Origin of the sequence: Pacificimonas aurantium, from assembly GCF_020092905.1 — a bacterium.
Classification (GTDB): Bacteria; Pseudomonadota; Alphaproteobacteria; order Sphingomonadales; family Sphingomonadaceae; genus Pacificimonas; species Pacificimonas aurantium.
On record NZ_JAGSGB010000001.1, the window covers coordinates 1,004,521 to 1,022,137 of the forward strand.

The following is a 17,617-nucleotide window of genomic DNA, read 5'->3' on the forward strand; positions in this document are numbered from 1 at the left end:
CTTCATCGCCCAGTCATGCGCCGGGCGATAGGCCTTTTCCGCCATCGCCATTGAGTTCGAACGGTTCGAGAAGAGAGAGAATATGCGCGTAGCGGCCACGGCACTTGTTCTGGGACTGATCGCAGGCCCCGTTTCGGCCCAGACAGTCGATACGCTCGATCGGCGGGTGACGCGCGTCGAGAAGGAAGTCCGGGCGCTGCAACGCGAGGTCTTTCCGGGCGGGGACGAGCGCTTTTTCGAGCCCGAAGTGAGGACCGGCGATCCGGCTGAGGAGCCCGGCTTCGGCGTTCCTGCCGCCACGCCTTCGACCGTCATGACCGAGCGCCTGGATGCGCTGGAGCAGCAGGTCCAGACGCTTACCGGTCAGGTCGAGGAACAGGCCTTTGCCATTCGCCAGTTGCAGGAGCGACTGGAGCGGTTCGAGAGCGACGCCACGTTCCGTCTAGAACAGCTTGAGGGCGGGTCCGCAGGCGGCGAGGCCGAAACGGCCGCCGGGGACGGAGGGCCGTTCGACGCAGCGCTCGCCCAGTATCGCAGCGGCGACTATGCGGGTGCCCAGGTCGGATTTTCCGCTTTTCTCGAAGCCAATCCCGATGACGAGCGCGCCAGCGCCGCGGGCTATTGGCTCGGCCGGTCTCTTCTTGCGCGGGACCAGCCGGCTCAGGCCGTGCGGACATTTCTTGAGAATTATCAGACCTACCGCGATGCCCCGCGGGCGCCCGACAGCCTGCTGTGGGTCGGCCGCTCGCTGATGAGCCTCGATCCGCCTGTTTCCGACCGGGCATGCCAGGCCTATGACCGGCTGGAAGAGGAATATGAGGGCCGCCTGTCGGACGAGGTCGCGTCGGGCCTCGTCGAATCCCGTCTCGCGGCCAATTGCAGCTAGCCGGAGACTTCGGCGCGGCGCTGTCCGCGCTTGCTCCTGACTTCGGGCCGTCCGCACGGCTGGCCCTGGCCGTATCTGGCGGCGGCGACAGTTACGGCATGCTCGCCCTTGCTGCGGACCTGCTGCCCGATCGCATTACGGTTTTTACCATCGACCACCGCCTGCGCGCCGCGAGCGGACAGGAATGCGAAGCCGTGCTGTCCGCCTGCGCGGTACGCGGCATTCCGGCCGAGCGAATCGACCTGGACTGGCCCAGCGGCGTTCCCCAATCGAACCGCCAGGCCCAGGCGCGCGAGGCCCGCTATCGCGTTCTCACCGCTGCCTGTGCCGAGCGCGGCCTTACCTGGCTTGCAACCGCTCACCACGCGGACGACCAGGCTGAAACATTCCTGATGCGCGCGGCGCGCGGTAGCGGCCTTTCGGGCCTCGCCGGGGTCAGGGCGCGGCGGCGGATCGGCGAGCTTGTCCTTCTGCGTCCCTGTCTCGGCATGCGGAGTGAGACATTGCATCAGGCTGCGCGTGCTGCCGGCTTCATACCCATAGAGGACCCAAGTAATTCCGACCCCTCCTATGACCGCAGCGGCGTGCGCGCCCTTCTGGAGGGGACGGACTTGCTGCCCGCAGAGCGCCTGGCCGCCGCCGCATCGCACCTTGCCGATGCCGAGGAGGCGCTGGCCTGGCTGGCCAAGGAGGCCCGCCGCACGCGCTGTTGGAGCAGGGGCGACGAGCTTCGCTTCGATGCGCGAGGGCTCCCCTCCGAAACCGTGCTCAGGGTCGTCCGCTCCGTCATCCTGGACCTCGGCGGGGAACTGCCTCGCGGGACGCAGGCTCAGCGCCTCGTGGAGACGCTTGGACGTGGAGGCCGGGCTTCGCTGTCCAATGTGCAGGCTTCGGGGGGAGCAGTGTGGACTTTCCGGCGGGAAAACGATCCGCGCCGTGCCTAGCCGGGCATTTCCGTCGCGGGCCTTGGGAAGCGGCGGCGGAATGCCTATGTTCGACGCTACGCATTCAGAATTGGACTCGTAACGACGATGAGCGATCAGGACCCGAACAAGAAGAGCCCCCCGCCCTGGACTAAGAACCTGGCTATCTGGGCGGTCATCGTTCTCGCTCTGATCGTCGGCGTTTCGCTGTTCGGTGGGCAATCGGGCAGTTCCAGCGCCACCGCCATCGCCTATTCCGACTTCATCGAGAAAGTGGAGGAGGGCTCGGTCGAAGCGGTCGAAATTCGCGGCCGTGAGATCGCCGGGCGCATGACGAACGGTCAGGAATTCCAGACCTATGCGCCGGAAGACCCTGGCCTCGTCGAGCGGCTGGAAGATCAGGACGTTACGTTCAACGCCCAGCCAGAGGAAAGCCGCAGTCTGCTCGGTGCGATCCTCATCAACATGCTCCCCATGCTGCTGCTGATCGGTATCTGGATCTTCTTTATGCGGCAGATGCAGAACGGTGCCGGACGCGGTGCCATGGGCTTCGGCAAGAGCCGCGCCAAGATGCTGACCGAGAAGCATGGCCGCGTGACCTTCGACGACGTCGCTGGGATCAACGAGGCCCGCGAGGAGCTTGAGGAGATCGTCGACTTCCTCAAGGACCCGTCGAAATTTTCGCGTTTGGGCGGCAAGATCCCGAAAGGCGCCCTGCTGGTCGGCCCCCCGGGCACCGGTAAGACGCTGCTGGCGCGCGCCATCGCAGGCGAGGCGGGGGTCCCCTTCTTCACGATTTCGGGTTCCGACTTCGTCGAGATGTTCGTCGGCGTGGGCGCCAGCCGTGTCCGCGACATGTTCGAACAGGCGAAGAAGTCTGCCCCCTGCATCATCTTCATCGACGAGATCGATGCCGTCGGTCGTCATCGCGGCGCCGGCCTTGGCGGCGGCAATGACGAGCGTGAACAGACGCTGAACCAGCTGCTCGTCGAGATGGACGGCTTCGACGCGAACGAGGGCATCATCATCATCGCGGCGACGAACCGCCCCGATGTGCTCGACCCTGCGCTGCTGCGTCCGGGCCGCTTCGACCGTCAGGTTGTCGTGCCGCGCCCCGACATCGAGGGCCGCGAGAAGATTCTCGAAGTCCATATGAAAAAGGTGCCGTTGGCGCCCGACGTGGTCGCCCGGACCATCGCGCGCGGTACGCCGGGCTTTTCCGGTGCCGATCTTGCCAATCTCGTCAACGAGGCAGCGCTTCTCGCCGCACGCAAGGGCAAGCGCCTCGTCGGTATGGCCGAGTTCGAGGAAGCCAAGGACAAGGTCATGATGGGGTCCGAACGAAAGACCATGGTCATGACCGAGGACGAGAAGAAGATGACCGCCTATCACGAGGCCGGCCATGCCCTTGTCGCCCTGCACGAGCCCGCCTCAGACCCGATCCACAAGGCGACGATCATCCCGCGCGGCCGTGCGCTCGGTATGGTTATGCGTCTGCCCGAGCGTGACGAATACAGCTATCACCGTGACAAGATGCACGCGAACATGGCGGTCGCCATGGGCGGACGCGTGGCCGAGGAGATCATCTTCGGTTATGACAAGGTGTCGTCCGGTGCGTCGGGCGATATCCAATATGCCACCGACCTCGCCCGCAACATGGTCACTCAGTGGGGCATGTCCGACAAGGTCGGGCCGGTCATGCTGACCGAGAACCAGCAGGAAGTCTTTCTCGGCCAACAGCTCAGCCAGCAGAAGAATGTGTCCGAAGCCACTGCGCAGCTGATCGATGCGGAGGTGAAGCGCGTCATCGAGGAGGGCTATCAGCGTGCCAAGGACGTGCTGGGCGGACATGAGGAGCAGCTCCACGCTCTTGCGGGGGCGCTTCTGGAATATGAGACCCTGAGCGGCGACGAGATCAAGACGCTGATGGATGGCGGGTCGATCGACCGCTCGAGCGCGAAGGCGAAGCCGGTCATCTCAACTGCCGGCGTCTCGGCCATTCCGAAGTCCGGCAAGCGTAGCGGCCGGCGCGGCGGTGACGAGCCGGACGGGCTGCCCGAAGGCGCCTGAGGCTTCGCAAAAGAAACAGGAAAGAAGGCGCGGGATGTTGATTCGGCGCCTTTTTTCTTGCCGCCGTGACGTCAGTGTTTTCAATGGAGGACAGAGGGGGCCCTATGATTCCATTGACCGAAAACGCCGCGCTTATGCTTCAGGCCGTTCTGTGCATGGGCCTGCTGACGCTGATCATGTTTCTGTGGATGTACGCTACGCGCTTGCCGGCCTTCAGCAAGGCCGGGATCAAGCCGCAGGCTGCCAAACATCCGGGCACCTACGAGCTGCCTTCTTCGGTTCGACAGGTCGCCGACAATTACAACCACCTGTTCGAAGCGCCGACCTTGTTCTACGCGGTGTCGATCGCGGTGGTCCTGCTCGGTTTTGCCGATCAATTGCATGTGATCTGCGCTTGGAGCTACGTCGTCCTGCGGGTGGTTCACTCGATCATCCAGGCGTCGGTAAACGTGGTGATCGTCCGATTCCTGGTCTTCGTCCTAAGCTGGGTCGCCCTCGGAACCATGATCGTCCGGGGCGTGTTGGCGACCTTCTGACGAAGCGCGCGCCATAGTCGTCCGCTATGTCAGTCGCCAGATTGACGGGTGCGCTCTTCCGCCTGTTGCCGCGCCCACATCTCTGCATAATGACCGTCTCTGGCCAGCAGCTCGCCATGGGTCCCGCGCTCAGCAATGCGTCCGCCGCGCATGACCAGGATTTCGTCGGCGTCGGTAATCGTCGAAAGACGGTGCGCGATGACGAGGGTCGTTCGTCCGCGTTCGACTTCCCTGAGGCTGGTCTGGATCGCGTCCTCGGTGCGACTGTCGAGCGCGCTGGTAGCTTCGTCGAGAAGCAGGATGGGCGGATCCTTCAAGATCGTGCGGGCAATGGCGACCCGCTGTTTTTCCCCGCCCGAGAGTTTCAGGCCGCGCTCGCCGACCAGCGTTTCATAGCCGGCGGGCAGGCTTGAGATGAACTCGTGGATCTGCGCAGCTCTTGCCGCCGCTTCCACTTCCTCCTGCGTCGCTCCCTCGCGGCCATAGGCGATGTTGTAGCCCACGGTATCGTTGAACAGCACCGTGTCCTGCGGGACGATGCCGATGGCACGCCGCAGGCTGTCCTGCGTGACGTTGCTGATATCCTGACCGTCGATTTTCACCCGCCCGCTGTCGATCTCGTAGAAGCGGTAGAGAATGCGGCCGAGCGTGGATTTGCCGGCACCGCTGTCGCCCACCACGGCGACGGTCGCACCGGCGGGCACGGCGAAGCTTACGCCGTGGAGAATCTGCCGCTCCTCACTGTAGGAGAAGACCACGTCCTCGAAGCTGATTTCACCCCGGGTCACCTGCAGTGGCCTGGCGTCCGGGGCGTCCTCGATCTCCGTTTCTGTGTCGATCAGGCGAAACATCTCCTCCATGTCGACCAGGCCCTGCTTGATCGAGCGGTAGACCCAGCCGAGCGCGTCTAGCGGGCGGAAAAGCTGCATCAGGAGCGTGTTTACGAGGACGAGGTCGCCCACCGTCATGCGGCCCTCGCTCCAGCCCCACACGGTGTACCCCATCGCCCCGGCCATTGTGAGGTTGAGGATCACCGCCTGGCCTATGTTCAGCCAGGCGAGCGACGTTTCGCTGCGTACGGCGCTTTCCTGGAAGGTCCGGGCTGCCTGTTCGTAGCTGCGCGCTTCCAGACCCTCATTGCCGAAATATTTGACCGTCTCGTAGTTGAGCAGGCTGTCGACGGCCCGCTGGGCGGCCCGGTTGTCGTCGTCGACCATCTGGCGGCGAAGCTTCTGCCGCCACTCGGTCACCCGCTGGGTAAACAGAATGTAGGCGGCGACCGCGGCCAGCATCATTCCCACTGCGGGAGGGCCGAGCTTCACCCAGAAGATCCCGCACACGACAACCAGTTCGAGCGCCGTGGGGGCGATGTTGAAGAGCAGGAAATACAGCATCATGTCGATGGACTTGGTCCCCCGCTCGATAATGCGGGTCAGCGCGCCCGTGCGCCGTTCGAGATGATAGCGAAGGGAGAGCCGGTGCATGTGCCGGAAGACGTCGATGGCCAACTGGGTAGCGGCCACCTGGCCGACTCGTTCGAAGACGGCGTTGCGCAGATTGTCGAACAAGGTCCCGCCCAGCCGCGCACCGGCATAGGCCGCGACCATGGCCAGGCCGACCATGAGAGCGTCCGAAACGGGCCCCTCGGCGCTCATCGCATCGACCGCGGCCTTATAGGCAAACGGCATCAGGAGTACGGCCGCCTTTGAGGCGAGGACGAATGCCATGGCGCCCACGATCCGCCGCCTGAGGTCGGGGCGGTCGGCAGGCCAGAGATAGGGCAGGAAGCGCAGCAAAAGCTGCCGTTCGGACGTCATGCGGCAGCAGACATAGGGAGCGCCGGGCGCTCTCGCCACGCCGGGAAAGGGCGACATCTTGATCCAGCGCAACATTCGCGGAGAATGGACGCTGTAGATACAGAGTCATTTCAACAGGGGAGAGAACGACATGCGGCGAATCATTGTTCACGCGTTCGACGATGCCGGCTTCGAAACTCGCATGGAGGCTGCCATGGCCTTCGCGCGGACCTACGATGCCGATCTCACCATCATGCATATCCGGCCGGACTTCACTTCTGTCGGCGAGCCTTACGCGGCAGGGCTCTTTACGGGCGCCGCCTTTGCGGAAGCCGAGGAGCGGCTGAAGGCCGACGAGCGGAAGTTTCGCGAGGTCGCCGACCGCCTCCTGAAGGGCGAAGATGTCACTTATGACTGGGAAATCCGTTCCGGCCTGCCCGAGCGGGAATTCGCGCGGGAAGGCGTCCTTGGCGACCTTCTGATGCTCAGCCCGCTGAAAGACGATTTCTCCGGCCAGGCCGGCGATACCTTCGTGGGTCGCATGCTCGCCAACGCGACATGCCCGGTCTTCATGGCTGTCTCTGCCCGGCCGAAATGCCTGGATGACGGCCGCATACTCGTTCTGTGGAACGGCTCCGATGAGGCGGGCCGTGCACTGCGCGCCGCGCTGCCGCTCATCGACCGAGCCTCCGACGTTCGCATTCTGTCGATCGGGGACGTTCCTGCCGGGCGGCCCGACGAAAAGGATGTCGCCAGCTATCTCAGCCGCGGCGGCGCGAAGGCGGAAACCATCAAGGTGCCGAGTTCGGGCAAGATCGGCGACCAGATTCTGGAAGAGGCGGGCGCGTACGGCGCGGACCTCATCGTGATGGGTGCCTATGGTCATGGCCGTCTGCAGGAGATGCTTCTGGGCGGCGCGACTCAGTCGATGATTCGGCAGCACCGTCACCCGGTGCTGTTCGCCCATTGAGGGTGCGCTTCCTTCTGCCGCTGCTGCCGCTCGCCGCACTCCTGTGGTCGGGACCGGCGGCAGCGGAGGAACTGCCGCTTCCGGCGGGGCCGATCGAGCCCGCTGCCGAGGCGCTGGCTCCCGGAGATTTCCTGTGGGCCGACCGCGTCTCTCCCGAGGGGCCGGTGACCATTCTCGTCAGCCTGCCGGTCCAGCGCGCCTATGTGTATCGCAACGGTGTCCTCATCGGCATTTCCACCGTCTCGACCGGCCGCGAAGGTCATGAAACCCCGACCGGGGTCTTCACCATTCTGCAGAAGCGGCGCGAGCATTACTCCAACCTTTATGACAACGCGCCCATGCCGTTCATGCAGCGGCTGACCTGGGACGGCATTGCCCTTCACGCGGGAACGCTTCCGGGCCATCCGGCGTCGCATGGCTGTATTCGTCTGCCCGAGGAGTTTGCGCGAAAGCTCTTCGCCGTCACTGATCTCGGCATTACCGTCGTCGTGACGGCCAGCCCCGACATTCCCCGCGTGGCGGCGCGCACTCCGGAGGCGGCCGGGTCCGACGATGCCCTGCCGGCTGGCGGCAAGGTGGCGGGAGAAGTCCGGTGGCGGCCGTGGCTGCAGAAAGAGGGACCGATTTCGATCCTGGTCAGTGCGGCCGACCGGCAGATCAGGGTCATCCGCAACGGCGTCGAGATCGGCCGGGCACCCGTCGGCATCGGACGTCCGGTGACGCACACCGAGATCTATCAGCTCTTCTGGTCCGACGCCGCCTGGGATGAATTTATCTGGGCCTCGGTCCCGCTCGAGGAAGGGGAGCATTCGGAAGAAGTCAGCCCGTCGGAGCGGGCAAAGCTGATGCTTCCGAAAGAGTTTCGCGCTCAACTCGCCGAAGAATTGACCGGAGGGGCGGTCGTCGTCGTGACGCCGGATTCGCTGGACTCGGCGTCGTTCGACAAGACCCTCGCCATCGTCGAGCCGGGAAGTTGAGCCGAACCGAGTTCGTCCCGTGGGAACGCTGATGTCGATGAACCGTTTGTCTCATACGACGAACCGAATCGATGAAGGCAAGCGAGATGGACGGGGTTTTTGTGGCGATGGCGATTCTGGGCTGCGGCGATGCCGGCAGCGCCTGTCAGACGCTGAAGATCATGGATCCCGATTTCGAAACCGTCGATCAGTGTCTCGATGCTGCGCCGGCAATTCTCGATCGACTTACCGCACTCGACTATCCCGAGGTGGTCATCGACTGCGACGCCCGACCGGTTCTGGCCGAGCGCCAGAAGAAGGAACGCCTCGGCTAGCTCTCGCCAAGACCCGCGGGCGCTTCCCATTCATATGACCGCATGATGCGCGTTACGTGCAGCGTGTAACGCGCGTACCAACGGCCGCGTCCGCGTTCACGAATGGTTCGGTGTTCCGGGTGCCGGCGCCACGCGACCGCGTCTGCCTCGCTTGCCCAGTAGCTGATGGTGACGGCTTCACGGCCCTTGCCCGCTACATGATCCATGCCTCTGTAACCCGGCTGAGCGGACGCAAGCGCGGCCATCGCTTCGGCGGCTGCCGCATATCCGTCCACGTCCTGCCCGGTGCGCTCCGACAGGAATACGACCGCCACTTCACCCTTTCGGCCAGTGTCCGCCGCGACATGGCCGGACATCGGCCTAGTCGAACAGGCTGGACACGGAGGTCTCGTCCGCAATCCTGCGGATTGCCTCCCCCAGGAGCGGGCCGATCGTCAGCTTTCGGATCTTGCCCGGATTTTCGGGCATCGGAATCGAATCGGTAATTACCAGTTCGCGCAGCGAGGAGTCGGCGACCCGCGCCACCGCACCGCCCGACAGCACCCCATGGGTACAATAAGCGGTGACTTCCTTCGCCCCGGCCTCCAGCAGCGCGCCGGCGGCATTGCAAAGCGTACCGGCCGAATCGACGATATCGTCGATCAGGATGCAGAAGCGTCCGGAGACGTTGCCGATGATGTTCATCACCTCTGATTCGCCGGCGCGCTCGCGGCGCTTGTCGACGATGGCCAGCGGGGCGTTGTCGAGGCGCTTCGCCAATGCGCGGGCCCGCACCACACCGCCGACGTCAGGCGAAACGATCATCAGGTTGTCGAGGCTGAAGCGCGCCTTGATGTCTTCCGCCATGACCGGGGCGCCGTACAGATTGTCGGTCGGGATATCGAAGAAGCCCTGGATCTGACCGGCGTGCAGATCGACGGAAAGAACGCGGTCGGCGCCTGCCGTTGTGATCAGGTTCGCGACCAGCTTCGCAGAGATGGGCGTGCGCGGGCCCGGTTTCCGGTCCTGGCGCGCATAGCCATAATAGGGAATGACTGCCGTGATGCGCCGGGCGCTCGCCCGCTTCAGCGCATCGATCATGATGAGCAGTTCCATCAGATTGTCGTTCGCCGGCGCAGCGGTCGACTGGATGACGAAGACGTCTTCGCCCCTGACATTCTCCTGAATTTCGACGAAGATTTCTTCGTCGGCAAAGCGGCGAACGCTCGCCTGGGTCAGGGGGATTTCGAGATAGCGGGAGATGTCCTCCGCCAGCGGCACGTTGCTGTTGCCGGTGATGATCTTCACGGGAAGGGCGTTCCTCTCGCGAGCGTTAATCTGGGTGAAGCGGAATGCGTGTCCCGCCTAGAGCCCCGCCAGCCGCTCGGCAACGATTCATGACGAGTTTGTGACCGGCAGGCCGATAACGCTGATCTGGCGGCCATAGGATGGCTCGCCGCGGTGGGTCGAGCGTCGAAAGGAATAGAAGCGCTCTTCCTGCGCATATGTATCCTGCCCCAGGCATTCGACGCGGCCGATCCCGGCGCGGGCCAAGCGGGCGGCGACATAGGCTTCCAAATCGAATTGCGCATGCCCCTGCCGTCCTTCGGAAAAGAACCTCCAGTTCTCCTCGTCCGCAGCGAGGAAGCGCTGGCGGAAGGCGTCGTCCACCTCATAGCTCGATCGCGCGATGCACGGTCCGACGGCTGCTACGATCCGCGACCTGTCGGCGCCGAGCTGCTGCATTCCCGCGATCACAGCGTCGGTGACCCCGGCCAGTGCGCCTTTCCATCCGGCATGCGCCGCGCCGACTACGGCGGCCGCTTCATCGGCGAGCAGCACCGGTGCGCAGTCCGCAGTCAGGATGCCGAGAAGGACGCCTGGCCGGTCGGTAACGAGCGCGTCGGCTTCCGGTCGCTCATCGTCTGTCGGCTCTCCCTTGGCATGCACGACGGCGGTCCCGTGAACCTGCCTTAGCGTGGCAAGTACCGTCCCCGGGGCAATGGTTTTTGCCACAAGCCCACGGTTCCTGCGCACGGACGCGGCATCGTCATCGGCGCCAAGTCCGCATTGCAGACTGGCCATGTTTCCCGTCGAGACGCCGCCTTCGCGGCCGAAGAACCCATGCGGGACGGATATTTCCTGCGCCGATAGGAAGGGAGGGCTCATTTACCTCGGAGTTCCTCGGTCAGAAAGTTGTGGACGTCCGTGAGGTCGGCTTCCGGCCAGACGAATGCCTCTCCAATCCCGCGCGCAAGGATGAGCGGGACGGCGCCCGCCTTCGCCTTCTTGTCTTGGCGCATATGCGCCACGAGCGCTTCGGCACTGCCAATCCCCGGAGGGATCCTGACGGGCAGGCCGGCATCCAGCAGGTGCGTCTCCACGCGCTCGGCCTCGTCGACGCCGCAGAGGCCGAGGCGCGCGGAGTAGGCAAAGGCGAGGCGCATCCCGATGGCGACAGCTTCGCCGTGCAGAAGGGCGTCCGAAAAGCCGAGTTCCGCTTCGAGCGCATGGCCGAACGTATGTCCGAGGTTGAGAAGCGCGCGCCGGCCGCTCGTTTCTCGCTCGTCTTCGGCGACGATAGCCGCCTTCGCGCGGCAGGAGGTCTCGATCGCAAGGCTCAGCGCATCGCTCTTGCCCGCAAGAACGGTCTGATGATTTGCCTCGCACCAGGCGAAAAAGGGTTCATCGCCGATCAGGCCGTATTTTACGACCTCGGCATAGCCTGCGCGCAGTTGCCGGGTCGGAAGCGTGGCGAGGACTTCGGGGTCGATCAGGACCTGGCGCGGCTGGTGGAACGCACCGACCAGGTTCTTGCCCGCCGCGGCGTTGATGGCGGTCTTGCCGCCGACCGAGGAATCGACCTGCGCCAGAAGCGTGGTGGGGACCTGCACGAAGCCGCAGCCGCGCCGCAGGATGGCGGCTGCGAACCCCGTCAGGTCTCCGACCACCCCTCCTCCCAGCGCCACGATGCTGTCGCCGCGTTCCACGCCGAGGTCGAGCAGCTCCTCGACGACGCGTTCCAGCGAGGCCCAGGACTTGGTCGCTTCACCGGCAGGAAGGACGACCGCCTTCGTTTCCGCTTCGACAGCCTCGCAAAGGGCGGGAAGATGCCGTTCGGCGACAGTCTCGTCCGTCACGATCACCAGTGGTCGCCCCGCCGTGGGCACCGGCAGATAGGCAGCCGCCCGGCGCAGGAGACCCGGTTCGATGAGGATGTCGTAGCTGTCCGGCCCAAGCTCGACGGGAACGGTCAACAAAACAGCTTCTCCTCTTCCAGCCGCTCCAGAATGGCATCGACCGTGATCTGGGGGGCGCCTGCGCCGCTGCGGACATGTATGCGCGCCTCCGCATAGACGGGATTGCGAACCGCAGCGAGATCGCGAAGGACCGCTGCGGGATCCTTTCCTTTAACGAGAGGGCGATTGTCTCGGCGCGAAACTCGCTCTGCGAGCGTCTCGATATCGGCGTTCAGCCAGACAGTGACCGTCTGCGCCGCAAGCAGCCCGCGCGTGTCCGTGTCCATGAACGCGCCCCCGCCCGTGGCCAGCACGCAGGGTTCGCCCTCGACGATGCGTCGGATCACCCGGCGCTCGCCGTCGCGGAAATAGGCTTCGCCGAACCGGTCGAAAATCTCGTTTATGCTCATGCCGGCGGCCGTCTCGATCTCGTCGTCGGCGTCGACGAAGGGCAGGCCGACCGTGGCGGCGAGCCGCTGACCCACCGTGGACTTGCCGGTTCCCATCAGCCCGATCAGGGCCAACGAGCACGCTTTGCCGTCCAGACAGATTTTTCGTTTCGTGAGCATGGAAGCCGCGGCTATACACGCGTCGATCCGCGCTGACGAGCCAAGTGCCGTCGGTCCTGTAAATGTTCGGAAAGATGCGACGTGGGTTCGGTTCTGAAGTGGCTTGTTATTGTGCTGATCGTGGCTCTTGTGGGCCTGGTCTTTTATTTCGGATTCAGTGAGGACACCGTCGAACGGACCGTGGTGGAGCAGCCGGTGGATCGTGAAACGCTGGGCCTTTAGGACCGCGCTGCTTTCCAGCTGTTTGCTTCTGCTGCCTGCCGCCGCGGCAGGGCAGGAAAATCTGCTGCCCGGCTTCTTGGAAGAGGAGCCCGAAGAGCCCGCACAGCCCATCCCGGCGACACCGGTCGTTCCCGGGCAGAGCGAGCCGCCTCCCGCGGAGGATGACCCCGCGGGACAGGGGGAGGATATTTCCGCCCCCGCGCCGCTGCCGCCGCCCCTGCCTGAGCCGACGAATCGCGACGATCTCGCGACCGAAGCGGAAACGGCGGACATTTCCTTGGTGGGACCGCTCGATACATCCCGCGGCGGTTATGGATCGGGTCTGTTCTCCGGAACCAATGGAGCGCTTTTCGCGGCCTGGATGCGCCGCATCGATACGCCGCTGGCGTCGCGCTGGGCGCATATCGTCCTGCGCCGCGCACTCCTCAGCCGGGCGCCCACGCCCCCGGGTATTCGCGATGCCGACTGGGTTGCCGCGCGGGCGGATCTTCTCGTGCGCATGGGTGAGGCGGACGGCGCCAAGCTGCTGATCGCGAACCTGCCCCTGGATACGTACACACCGCGGCTCTACGGGGTTGCCGCGCGCGTGCATCTCGCCTCGGCCGATATCCCGGCTCTCTGCCCGATGGTGGCAACGGCACGCGCCGTTTCCGACGATCCCTTCTGGGACCTTTCCGCTGCGGTTTGTTCGGGCATCGAGGGGGACGAAGTGACGGCGGTTTCGCTGTTCAACCAGCTTCGGCGGCAGGAGGCCGTGCCGCCCATCGACCTGCTACTTGCCGAACGGATTGCCAGCCTGGCGGGCGGCGTGAACCGGGCTGCCAATGTCGACTGGGAGGACACCGAGCAGCTCAGCCCGCTGAGGTTCGGCTTTGCGGCAGCCGGCGGCGTGGAGGTGCCCGAGGAAATCTGGGCCAGCGCGCCGCCAGCCATTCACGGCTGGGCATTCCGCGCTCCGGAGCTTTCGCTGGAACAGCGCTCGGCTTCGGCGCGCCGGGCCGCGCCCTATGGAATGGTGTCCTCGCGTGAACTGAGCGCGATCGCTAGCGTCCGTGCCGACCGACTGGAAGCGTCCGATGACCTTCCGTCGGAACTCGAGCGGCTGCGCGCGGCTTACACCGGGCGGACCGTCGCAGAGCGCCTCGCCGCCATCGAGACCATCGTGGAGGACCGCGCGGCCGAAGGGCAGCGCTTTGCCGGGCTGCTCACTGCTGCTCCCGCCGCCGCCCTCATTCCTCCCAGTAGCGACTATCTGGAGCAGGCGCCGCTGCTCATCGAAGCTCTGCTTGCCTCCGGACGGATCGCCGCCGCCCGCGCCTGGTGGCCGGTAGTCGAGGCGGCAGAGGAGGGCCAGCAGATGCGCCTTTGGCCGCTTCTCGTCCTTGCTGACGACGAGAATGTGGTCCCGCTGAGTCCCGGGCTGTTCCGTGCGGCCTATCGGCAGCTTGCCGAAGCCGACGAAGCGTCCGCGCGCCGCCGCATGAAGTGGACGGCGGCCGGTCTTGCCGGTCTCGGGCGGATCGGCGGCGGTCAGTGGGATAGCGTGTTCGAAGATTTCGAGGTGGATAGCAAACGGGACGCCTTCACCTCGGCCCTTGACCGGGCAGCGGAGCGCGGCCGGGTCGGCGAGGTCGCAATCCTGTCTGCGCTCGGCCTGCAGGGCCCCTGGGCGAAGGCACGCCCTCGGGACCTCCGGCCGGTACTTACCGCCTTGGACGAGGTTGGCCTTTCCGAAGAGGCTCGCCTGATGGCGATAGAGGCGGTGCTGAGGGCCCCGTGAGCCGCGTGACCTCCGTGCGGTCAGGCGAAAGCGGCCAAGGGGACGGCGCGAGAATACAGGCCTTTCTCGACATGATGCGCGCAGAGCGCGGCGCCGCTGAAAACACCATTGCCGCCTATGAACGCGACCTGCGTCAGGCCAGCGAGGCGCTGGATGGGAAGCTAGCCAGCGCGACTCAATCCGGCTTGGACGAGCTTCCGGGCTGCTGGTCCGACCTGTCGGCGAGTTCCACGGCGCGCAAGCTGTCGGCGGTCCGGCGCTTCTTCGCCTTCCTGCAGGCGGACGGAGTGCGTGACGACAATCCGGCTGCCGATCTGACCGGGCCGAGCAGCGGACGCAGGCTGCCGAAGGTTCTTCGCGCCGCAGAGGTGGAGGCGCTTCTGCAGGCGGCGCAGCGACGCGTGGCCGAGGCGCGTCCGGGCGCATTGCGCGACCGCGCGCTCATCGAGCTCCTTTATGGCTCGGGCCTGCGCGCCACCGAACTCGTGTCCTTGCCGCGCCGTGCGGTCGGGATGGACAAGCCCTTTGCAATCCTGAGGGGGAAGGGGGGCAAGGAGCGCCTTGTCCCCGTCGGCAGCGTGGCCGCCGAGGCCGCGCGTGCCTGGCAGGAAACCCTCGGGTCCGGTGAGACCTATCTCTTTCCTTCCCGCGGCGGACATCTCAGCCGCGTGCGCCTGTTCCAGATCGTCAAGTCTCTGGCGGCGGAAGCCGGCCTGGATCCCGCCCGGGTAAGTCCGCACGTTCTCCGCCACGCGTTCGCCTCGCACCTTCTGGAAGGAGGCGCCGACCTCCGTGCCCTCCAGTCCATGCTGGGACATGCGGACATTTCGACGACACAAATCTACACCCATGTCCAGCCGGAGACGCTGATCCGGCTCGTCAACGAGCGTCATCCGCTGGCCGATCGGCGCCGCGCAGCTGACCGCGCAAAGGGCGCGGCGAATTGACCAGAGACCCCAAGGGGGCGTAGCCGGGCGGCATGGTAAAATTTCTTGAATTCGAGAAGCCGATCGCAGCGCTTCAGGAACAGATTGAAGAGCTGGAGGCCGGCGCGCGCGACGGGCCCGTCGACGTAAGGCAGGAAGTGAAGCGCCTGCGCAAGAAAGTCGATGCCGAGCTGCGCAGCGTCTACGCGAACCTCTCTCCGTGGCAGAAGGCGATGGTCGCACGCCATCCCGACAGGCCGCATTTCTCGGATATTCTCGGCGCGCTGTTCACCGACTTCGAGCCTTTGGCCGGGGACAGATATTTCGCCGAGGACGCGGCCATCCAGGGCGGCATGGCCCGCTTCGACGGTAAGCCGGTGATGGTGATCGGCCACGAAAAGGGGCGCGATACCGAGAGCCGGCTGAAGCATAATTTCGGCATGGGTAAGCCCGAAGGGTACCGCAAGGCCGTTCGGCTGATGGAGATGGCCGACCGGTTCGGCTTTCCTGTGCTGACCTTCGTCGACACCGCAGGGGCCTTTCCGGGGATCGAGGCCGAAGAGCGGGGCGCTGCCGAAGCGCTGGCGCGCGGCACCGCCGCCTGCCTCCGCCTCGGTGTACCGATGATCGCGACGATTACCGGCGAGGGCGGCTCCGGCGGTGCCCTTGCCCTTGCCGCGGCCAATAGGGTGTTGATGCTCGAACATAGCTTTTACGCTGTCATTTCTCCGGAGGGGTGCGCGTCCATCCTTTGGCGCTCGGGCGACCGCGCGCAGGATGCTGCCCAGGCAATGCGTATCAGTGCGCAGGACCTGAAATCGCTGGGTCTCGTGGACGGGGTCATCGGCGAACCCCTCGGCGGCGCGCATCGCGATCCGGCGGCGGCGATGGAGGCAATCGGTGCCCAGCTGCGCAAAGAGCTGAAGTCGCTCGAGCCGAAATCTGCCGAGGAGTTGCGGCGCCTGCGCCGGGAGAAGTTCCTCGCCATGGAACGCGCAGCCTGAGCGGGTAACCGAGAAGGAGGATATCGACGATGCGCCGCTATCAACCGCAAACACCGCTGGAAGAGCAGCGCTCCGACGAGCGGGCGGAAATCGGTCGGCAGGTCTGGGCGCGCCTCAAGGAGCGCGAAGACCTGAAGATCGTCGAGGCGCGCCGCGCACAGGTCGCGGTGATCGACAAATTCATCGACGAGGGCACATGCGCCGAACTGTGCGCGCGCATCGACGCCAACAATCAGCGTTCGGCCGCCTATACCGAAACGGGCATAGACGACCGGCGGACCAGCCACTCCTCGAACTTCGATCGCTGGGATCCCTTCATTCGCGGCATCGACCGGCGGATCTGCGACCTTCTGGGAATTGCAGAGGAACAGGGCGAGACCATGCAAGGCCAGCGGTACGAGCCGGGCCAGTTCTTCCGCCCCCACCCCGACTTCTTCCAGGTCGACCAGCCCGGCTGGGATCAGGTTGTCGCGACGGGCGGACAACGGACATGGACCGCCATGATCTTTCTCAATCAGCCGATTTCGGGCGGGGAGACGCGCTTCAACAATCTGGGCTTCCAGGTGAAACCGGCTGTGGGCCGGCTACTGATGTGGAACAATATGGATCAGCATGGCGCGCCCAACCCGAACACCTTCCACGAAGGCACGGACGTCATCATGGGCCGCAAGCATGTGGTCACCAAGTGGTTCCGCGAAGGGAAGTGGGTCTGACGGCAGACAGCACGAAGTGCCCGCTCGTACTTTCGGGGGGGGCTGGTTCGCCGGGGTCGTTCTGCCCCGAAGTCTATTCCGCCAGACCTAGGGCGGCCTTGTAGGCGTCGAGCAGCGCTTCCTGTTCCTGCCGATCGTTCTTGTCCATCGCGCGCAGCCTGACGACCGTCCGCATCGTCTTGGGGTCGAAACCCTCAGCCTTCGCTTCGCCGTAGACCAGCTTGATGTCGTCCGCGATGGCCTTCTTTTCCTCTTCCAGGCGCTCGATGCGCTCGATGAAAAGACGAAGCTGTTCGGACGAATGGGTGGCGTCGGCCATCTGTGGGGTAACTCCTAGGGTCTTCTGAATGGGGCTGCGGGGGGCCGTAGCTAGGCGGGGGCCTGATTCTTCGCAACGCTCTCGTTCATGCGCTGCACCTGTTCGTCGCTCGCCTCTGTCTGGTAGCGTTCCTTCCACTCGGCGGGGGGCATGCCGTAAACCGCCTCCCGCGCCTCGTCCTTCGACAGGTCGATGCCCTTTTCCGCCGCGGCTTCGCGGTACCAGTCGCCCAGGCAATTGCGGCAGAACCCCGTATGACCCATCAGGTCGATATTCTGCACGTCGGTCCTGTGGCGAAGATGTGACACGAGCCTGCGAAAGGCGGCTGCCTCCAGTTCGGTACGGGTCGTGTCGTCGATCATGAACAAATCCTTCGCTTGCCAAACGGAAATGC

General features: G+C 65.0%; 20 protein-coding genes. 12 read left to right on the forward strand and 8 right to left on the reverse strand.

Features of this window, described 5'->3' with window-relative positions:
• Window positions 1-82: 82 nt before the first annotated feature.
• The 4 genes from KCN53_RS04855 to KCN53_RS04870 all read left to right on the forward strand — a co-directional run bounded on the left by KCN53_RS04855 (window position 83) and on the right by KCN53_RS04870 (window position 4,415).
• Window positions 83-886, forward strand: a complete 804-nt coding sequence (locus KCN53_RS04855; protein ID WP_088711188.1) for a YbgF trimerization domain-containing protein — start codon at window positions 83-85, stop codon at window positions 884-886.
• Window positions 877-1,830, forward strand: a complete 954-nt coding sequence (gene tilS / locus KCN53_RS04860; RefSeq protein ID WP_088711187.1) for a tRNA lysidine(34) synthetase TilS — start codon at window positions 877-879, stop codon at window positions 1,828-1,830. The genes KCN53_RS04855 and tilS overlap by 10 nt, the downstream gene beginning before the upstream one ends.
• A gap of 87 nt (window positions 1,831-1,917) precedes the next feature.
• The gene (gene ftsH / locus KCN53_RS04865) at window positions 1,918-3,879 is read left to right on the forward strand and encodes an ATP-dependent zinc metalloprotease FtsH (protein WP_088711186.1); all 1,962 of its coding nucleotides are present in this window, start codon (window positions 1,918-1,920) and stop codon (window positions 3,877-3,879) included.
• Window positions 3,880-3,983: 104 nt separating this feature from the next.
• On the forward strand, window positions 3,984-4,415 hold the full coding sequence (locus tag KCN53_RS04870; RefSeq protein ID WP_224199368.1) for an MAPEG family protein: 432 nt from the start codon (window positions 3,984-3,986) through the stop codon (window positions 4,413-4,415).
• A gap of 29 nt (window positions 4,416-4,444) precedes the next feature.
• On the opposite strand, the gene KCN53_RS04875 is transcribed toward KCN53_RS04870, so the two are convergent.
• Window positions 4,445-6,232 (reverse strand): ABCB family ABC transporter ATP-binding protein/permease, encoded by a 1,788-nt coding sequence (locus KCN53_RS04875; protein WP_088713293.1) that lies wholly within the window; start codon window positions 6,230-6,232, stop codon window positions 4,445-4,447.
• Window positions 6,233-6,362: 130 nt separating this feature from the next.
• On the opposite strand from KCN53_RS04875, the gene KCN53_RS04880 reads away from it, so the two are divergent.
• The 3 genes from KCN53_RS04880 to KCN53_RS04890 all read left to right on the forward strand — a co-directional run bounded on the left by KCN53_RS04880 (window position 6,363) and on the right by KCN53_RS04890 (window position 8,472).
• A complete protein-coding gene (locus KCN53_RS04880) occupies window positions 6,363-7,181 on the forward strand; it encodes a universal stress protein (protein WP_088711185.1) in 819 nt (272 codons plus the stop codon).
• A gap of 2 nt (window positions 7,182-7,183) precedes the next feature.
• The gene (locus KCN53_RS04885; RefSeq protein ID WP_224199369.1) at window positions 7,184-8,158 is read left to right on the forward strand and encodes a L,D-transpeptidase; all 975 of its coding nucleotides are present in this window, start codon (window positions 7,184-7,186) and stop codon (window positions 8,156-8,158) included.
• A gap of 86 nt (window positions 8,159-8,244) precedes the next feature.
• Window positions 8,245-8,472, forward strand: coding sequence for a hypothetical protein (locus KCN53_RS04890; RefSeq protein ID WP_143712162.1), 228 nt, complete (start codon window positions 8,245-8,247; stop codon window positions 8,470-8,472).
• Here KCN53_RS04890 and KCN53_RS04895 read toward each other — a convergent pair.
• The 5 genes from KCN53_RS04895 to KCN53_RS04915 form a co-directional block, all read right to left on the reverse strand.
• The gene (locus tag KCN53_RS04895; protein ID WP_224199370.1) at window positions 8,469-8,786 is read right to left on the reverse strand and encodes an antibiotic biosynthesis monooxygenase family protein; all 318 of its coding nucleotides are present in this window, start codon (window positions 8,784-8,786) and stop codon (window positions 8,469-8,471) included. The two genes, KCN53_RS04890 and KCN53_RS04895, sit on opposite strands and share 4 nt — an antisense overlap.
• A 46-nt stretch (window positions 8,787-8,832) precedes the next feature.
• Complete coding sequence (locus tag KCN53_RS04900) at window positions 8,833-9,759, reverse strand: ribose-phosphate pyrophosphokinase (RefSeq protein WP_088711182.1); 927 nt, start codon at window positions 9,757-9,759, stop codon at window positions 8,833-8,835.
• Window positions 9,760-9,846: 87 nt separating this feature from the next.
• Entirely contained in the window at window positions 9,847-10,620 is a 774-nt protein-coding gene (gene pgeF, locus KCN53_RS04905; protein ID WP_088711181.1) for a peptidoglycan editing factor PgeF, read from the reverse strand.
• A complete protein-coding gene (gene aroB, locus KCN53_RS04910; RefSeq protein WP_088711180.1) occupies window positions 10,617-11,711 on the reverse strand; it encodes a 3-dehydroquinate synthase in 1,095 nt (364 codons plus the stop codon). The genes pgeF and aroB overlap by 4 nt, the downstream gene beginning before the upstream one ends.
• On the reverse strand, window positions 11,705-12,259 hold the full coding sequence (locus KCN53_RS04915; RefSeq protein WP_088711179.1) for a shikimate kinase: 555 nt from the start codon (window positions 12,257-12,259) through the stop codon (window positions 11,705-11,707). Before KCN53_RS04915 ends, aroB begins: the two co-directional genes overlap by 7 nt.
• Before the next feature lie 81 nt (window positions 12,260-12,340).
• Here KCN53_RS04915 and KCN53_RS04920 point away from each other — a divergent pair, with 81 nt between their 5' ends.
• From KCN53_RS04920 to KCN53_RS04940, 5 genes are read left to right on the forward strand one after another with little or no spacing between them, the layout of a single operon-like run.
• Window positions 12,341-12,481: a hypothetical protein gene (locus tag KCN53_RS04920; protein WP_172406146.1), complete on the forward strand. Its 141-nt coding sequence runs from the start codon at window positions 12,341-12,343 to the stop codon at window positions 12,479-12,481.
• Window positions 12,462-14,261, forward strand: a complete 1,800-nt coding sequence (locus KCN53_RS04925; RefSeq protein WP_143712161.1) for a hypothetical protein — start codon at window positions 12,462-12,464, stop codon at window positions 14,259-14,261. The genes KCN53_RS04920 and KCN53_RS04925 overlap by 20 nt, the downstream gene beginning before the upstream one ends.
• 5 nt (window positions 14,262-14,266) lie before the next feature.
• On the forward strand, window positions 14,267-15,208 hold the full coding sequence (locus KCN53_RS04930) for a site-specific tyrosine recombinase XerD (RefSeq protein ID WP_279379592.1): 942 nt from the start codon (window positions 14,267-14,269) through the stop codon (window positions 15,206-15,208).
• A gap of 32 nt (window positions 15,209-15,240) precedes the next feature.
• Window positions 15,241-16,191, forward strand: coding sequence for an acetyl-CoA carboxylase carboxyltransferase subunit alpha (locus KCN53_RS04935; RefSeq protein WP_088711177.1), 951 nt, complete (start codon window positions 15,241-15,243; stop codon window positions 16,189-16,191).
• Between the two features lie 29 nt (window positions 16,192-16,220).
• Window positions 16,221-16,904, forward strand: a complete 684-nt coding sequence (locus tag KCN53_RS04940; protein WP_088711176.1) for a prolyl hydroxylase family protein — start codon at window positions 16,221-16,223, stop codon at window positions 16,902-16,904.
• A gap of 73 nt (window positions 16,905-16,977) precedes the next feature.
• Here KCN53_RS04940 and KCN53_RS04945 read toward each other — a convergent pair whose 3' ends face one another.
• Window positions 16,978-17,223 (reverse strand): DUF2312 domain-containing protein, encoded by a 246-nt coding sequence (locus KCN53_RS04945; RefSeq protein WP_088711175.1) that lies wholly within the window; start codon window positions 17,221-17,223, stop codon window positions 16,978-16,980.
• Between the two features lie 50 nt (window positions 17,224-17,273).
• Window positions 17,274-17,585: a DUF1244 domain-containing protein gene (locus tag KCN53_RS04950; RefSeq protein WP_088711174.1), complete on the reverse strand. Its 312-nt coding sequence runs from the start codon at window positions 17,583-17,585 to the stop codon at window positions 17,274-17,276.
• Window positions 17,586-17,617: the final 32 nt, after the last annotated feature.

Bases quoted from the DNA above. Each gene is read 5' to 3' on its own strand.
- KCN53_RS04855 (WP_088711188.1), top strand. From the start codon at position 83: ATGCGCGTAGCGGCCACGGCACTTGTTCTGGGACTGATCGCAGGCCCC.
- ftsH (WP_088711186.1), top strand. From the start codon at position 1,918: ATGAGCGATCAGGACCCGAACAAGAAGAGCCCCCCGCCCTGGACTAAG.
- KCN53_RS04870 (WP_224199368.1), top strand. From the start codon at position 3,984: ATGATTCCATTGACCGAAAACGCCGCGCTTATGCTTCAGGCCGTTCTG.
- KCN53_RS04875 (WP_088713293.1), bottom strand. From the start codon at position 6,232: ATGACGTCCGAACGGCAGCTTTTGCTGCGCTTCCTGCCCTATCTCTGG.
- KCN53_RS04880 (WP_088711185.1), top strand. From the start codon at position 6,363: ATGCGGCGAATCATTGTTCACGCGTTCGACGATGCCGGCTTCGAAACT.
- KCN53_RS04890 (WP_143712162.1), top strand. From the start codon at position 8,245: ATGGACGGGGTTTTTGTGGCGATGGCGATTCTGGGCTGCGGCGATGCC.
- pgeF (WP_088711181.1), bottom strand. From the start codon at position 10,620: ATGAGCCCTCCCTTCCTATCGGCGCAGGAAATATCCGTCCCGCATGGG.
- KCN53_RS04915 (WP_088711179.1), bottom strand. From the start codon at position 12,259: ATGCTCACGAAACGAAAAATCTGTCTGGACGGCAAAGCGTGCTCGTTG.
- KCN53_RS04935 (WP_088711177.1), top strand. From the start codon at position 15,241: ATGGTAAAATTTCTTGAATTCGAGAAGCCGATCGCAGCGCTTCAGGAA.
- KCN53_RS04940 (WP_088711176.1), top strand. From the start codon at position 16,221: ATGCGCCGCTATCAACCGCAAACACCGCTGGAAGAGCAGCGCTCCGAC.
- KCN53_RS04945 (WP_088711175.1), bottom strand. From the start codon at position 17,223: ATGGCCGACGCCACCCATTCGTCCGAACAGCTTCGTCTTTTCATCGAG.
- KCN53_RS04950 (WP_088711174.1), bottom strand. From the start codon at position 17,585: ATGATCGACGACACGACCCGTACCGAACTGGAGGCAGCCGCCTTTCGC.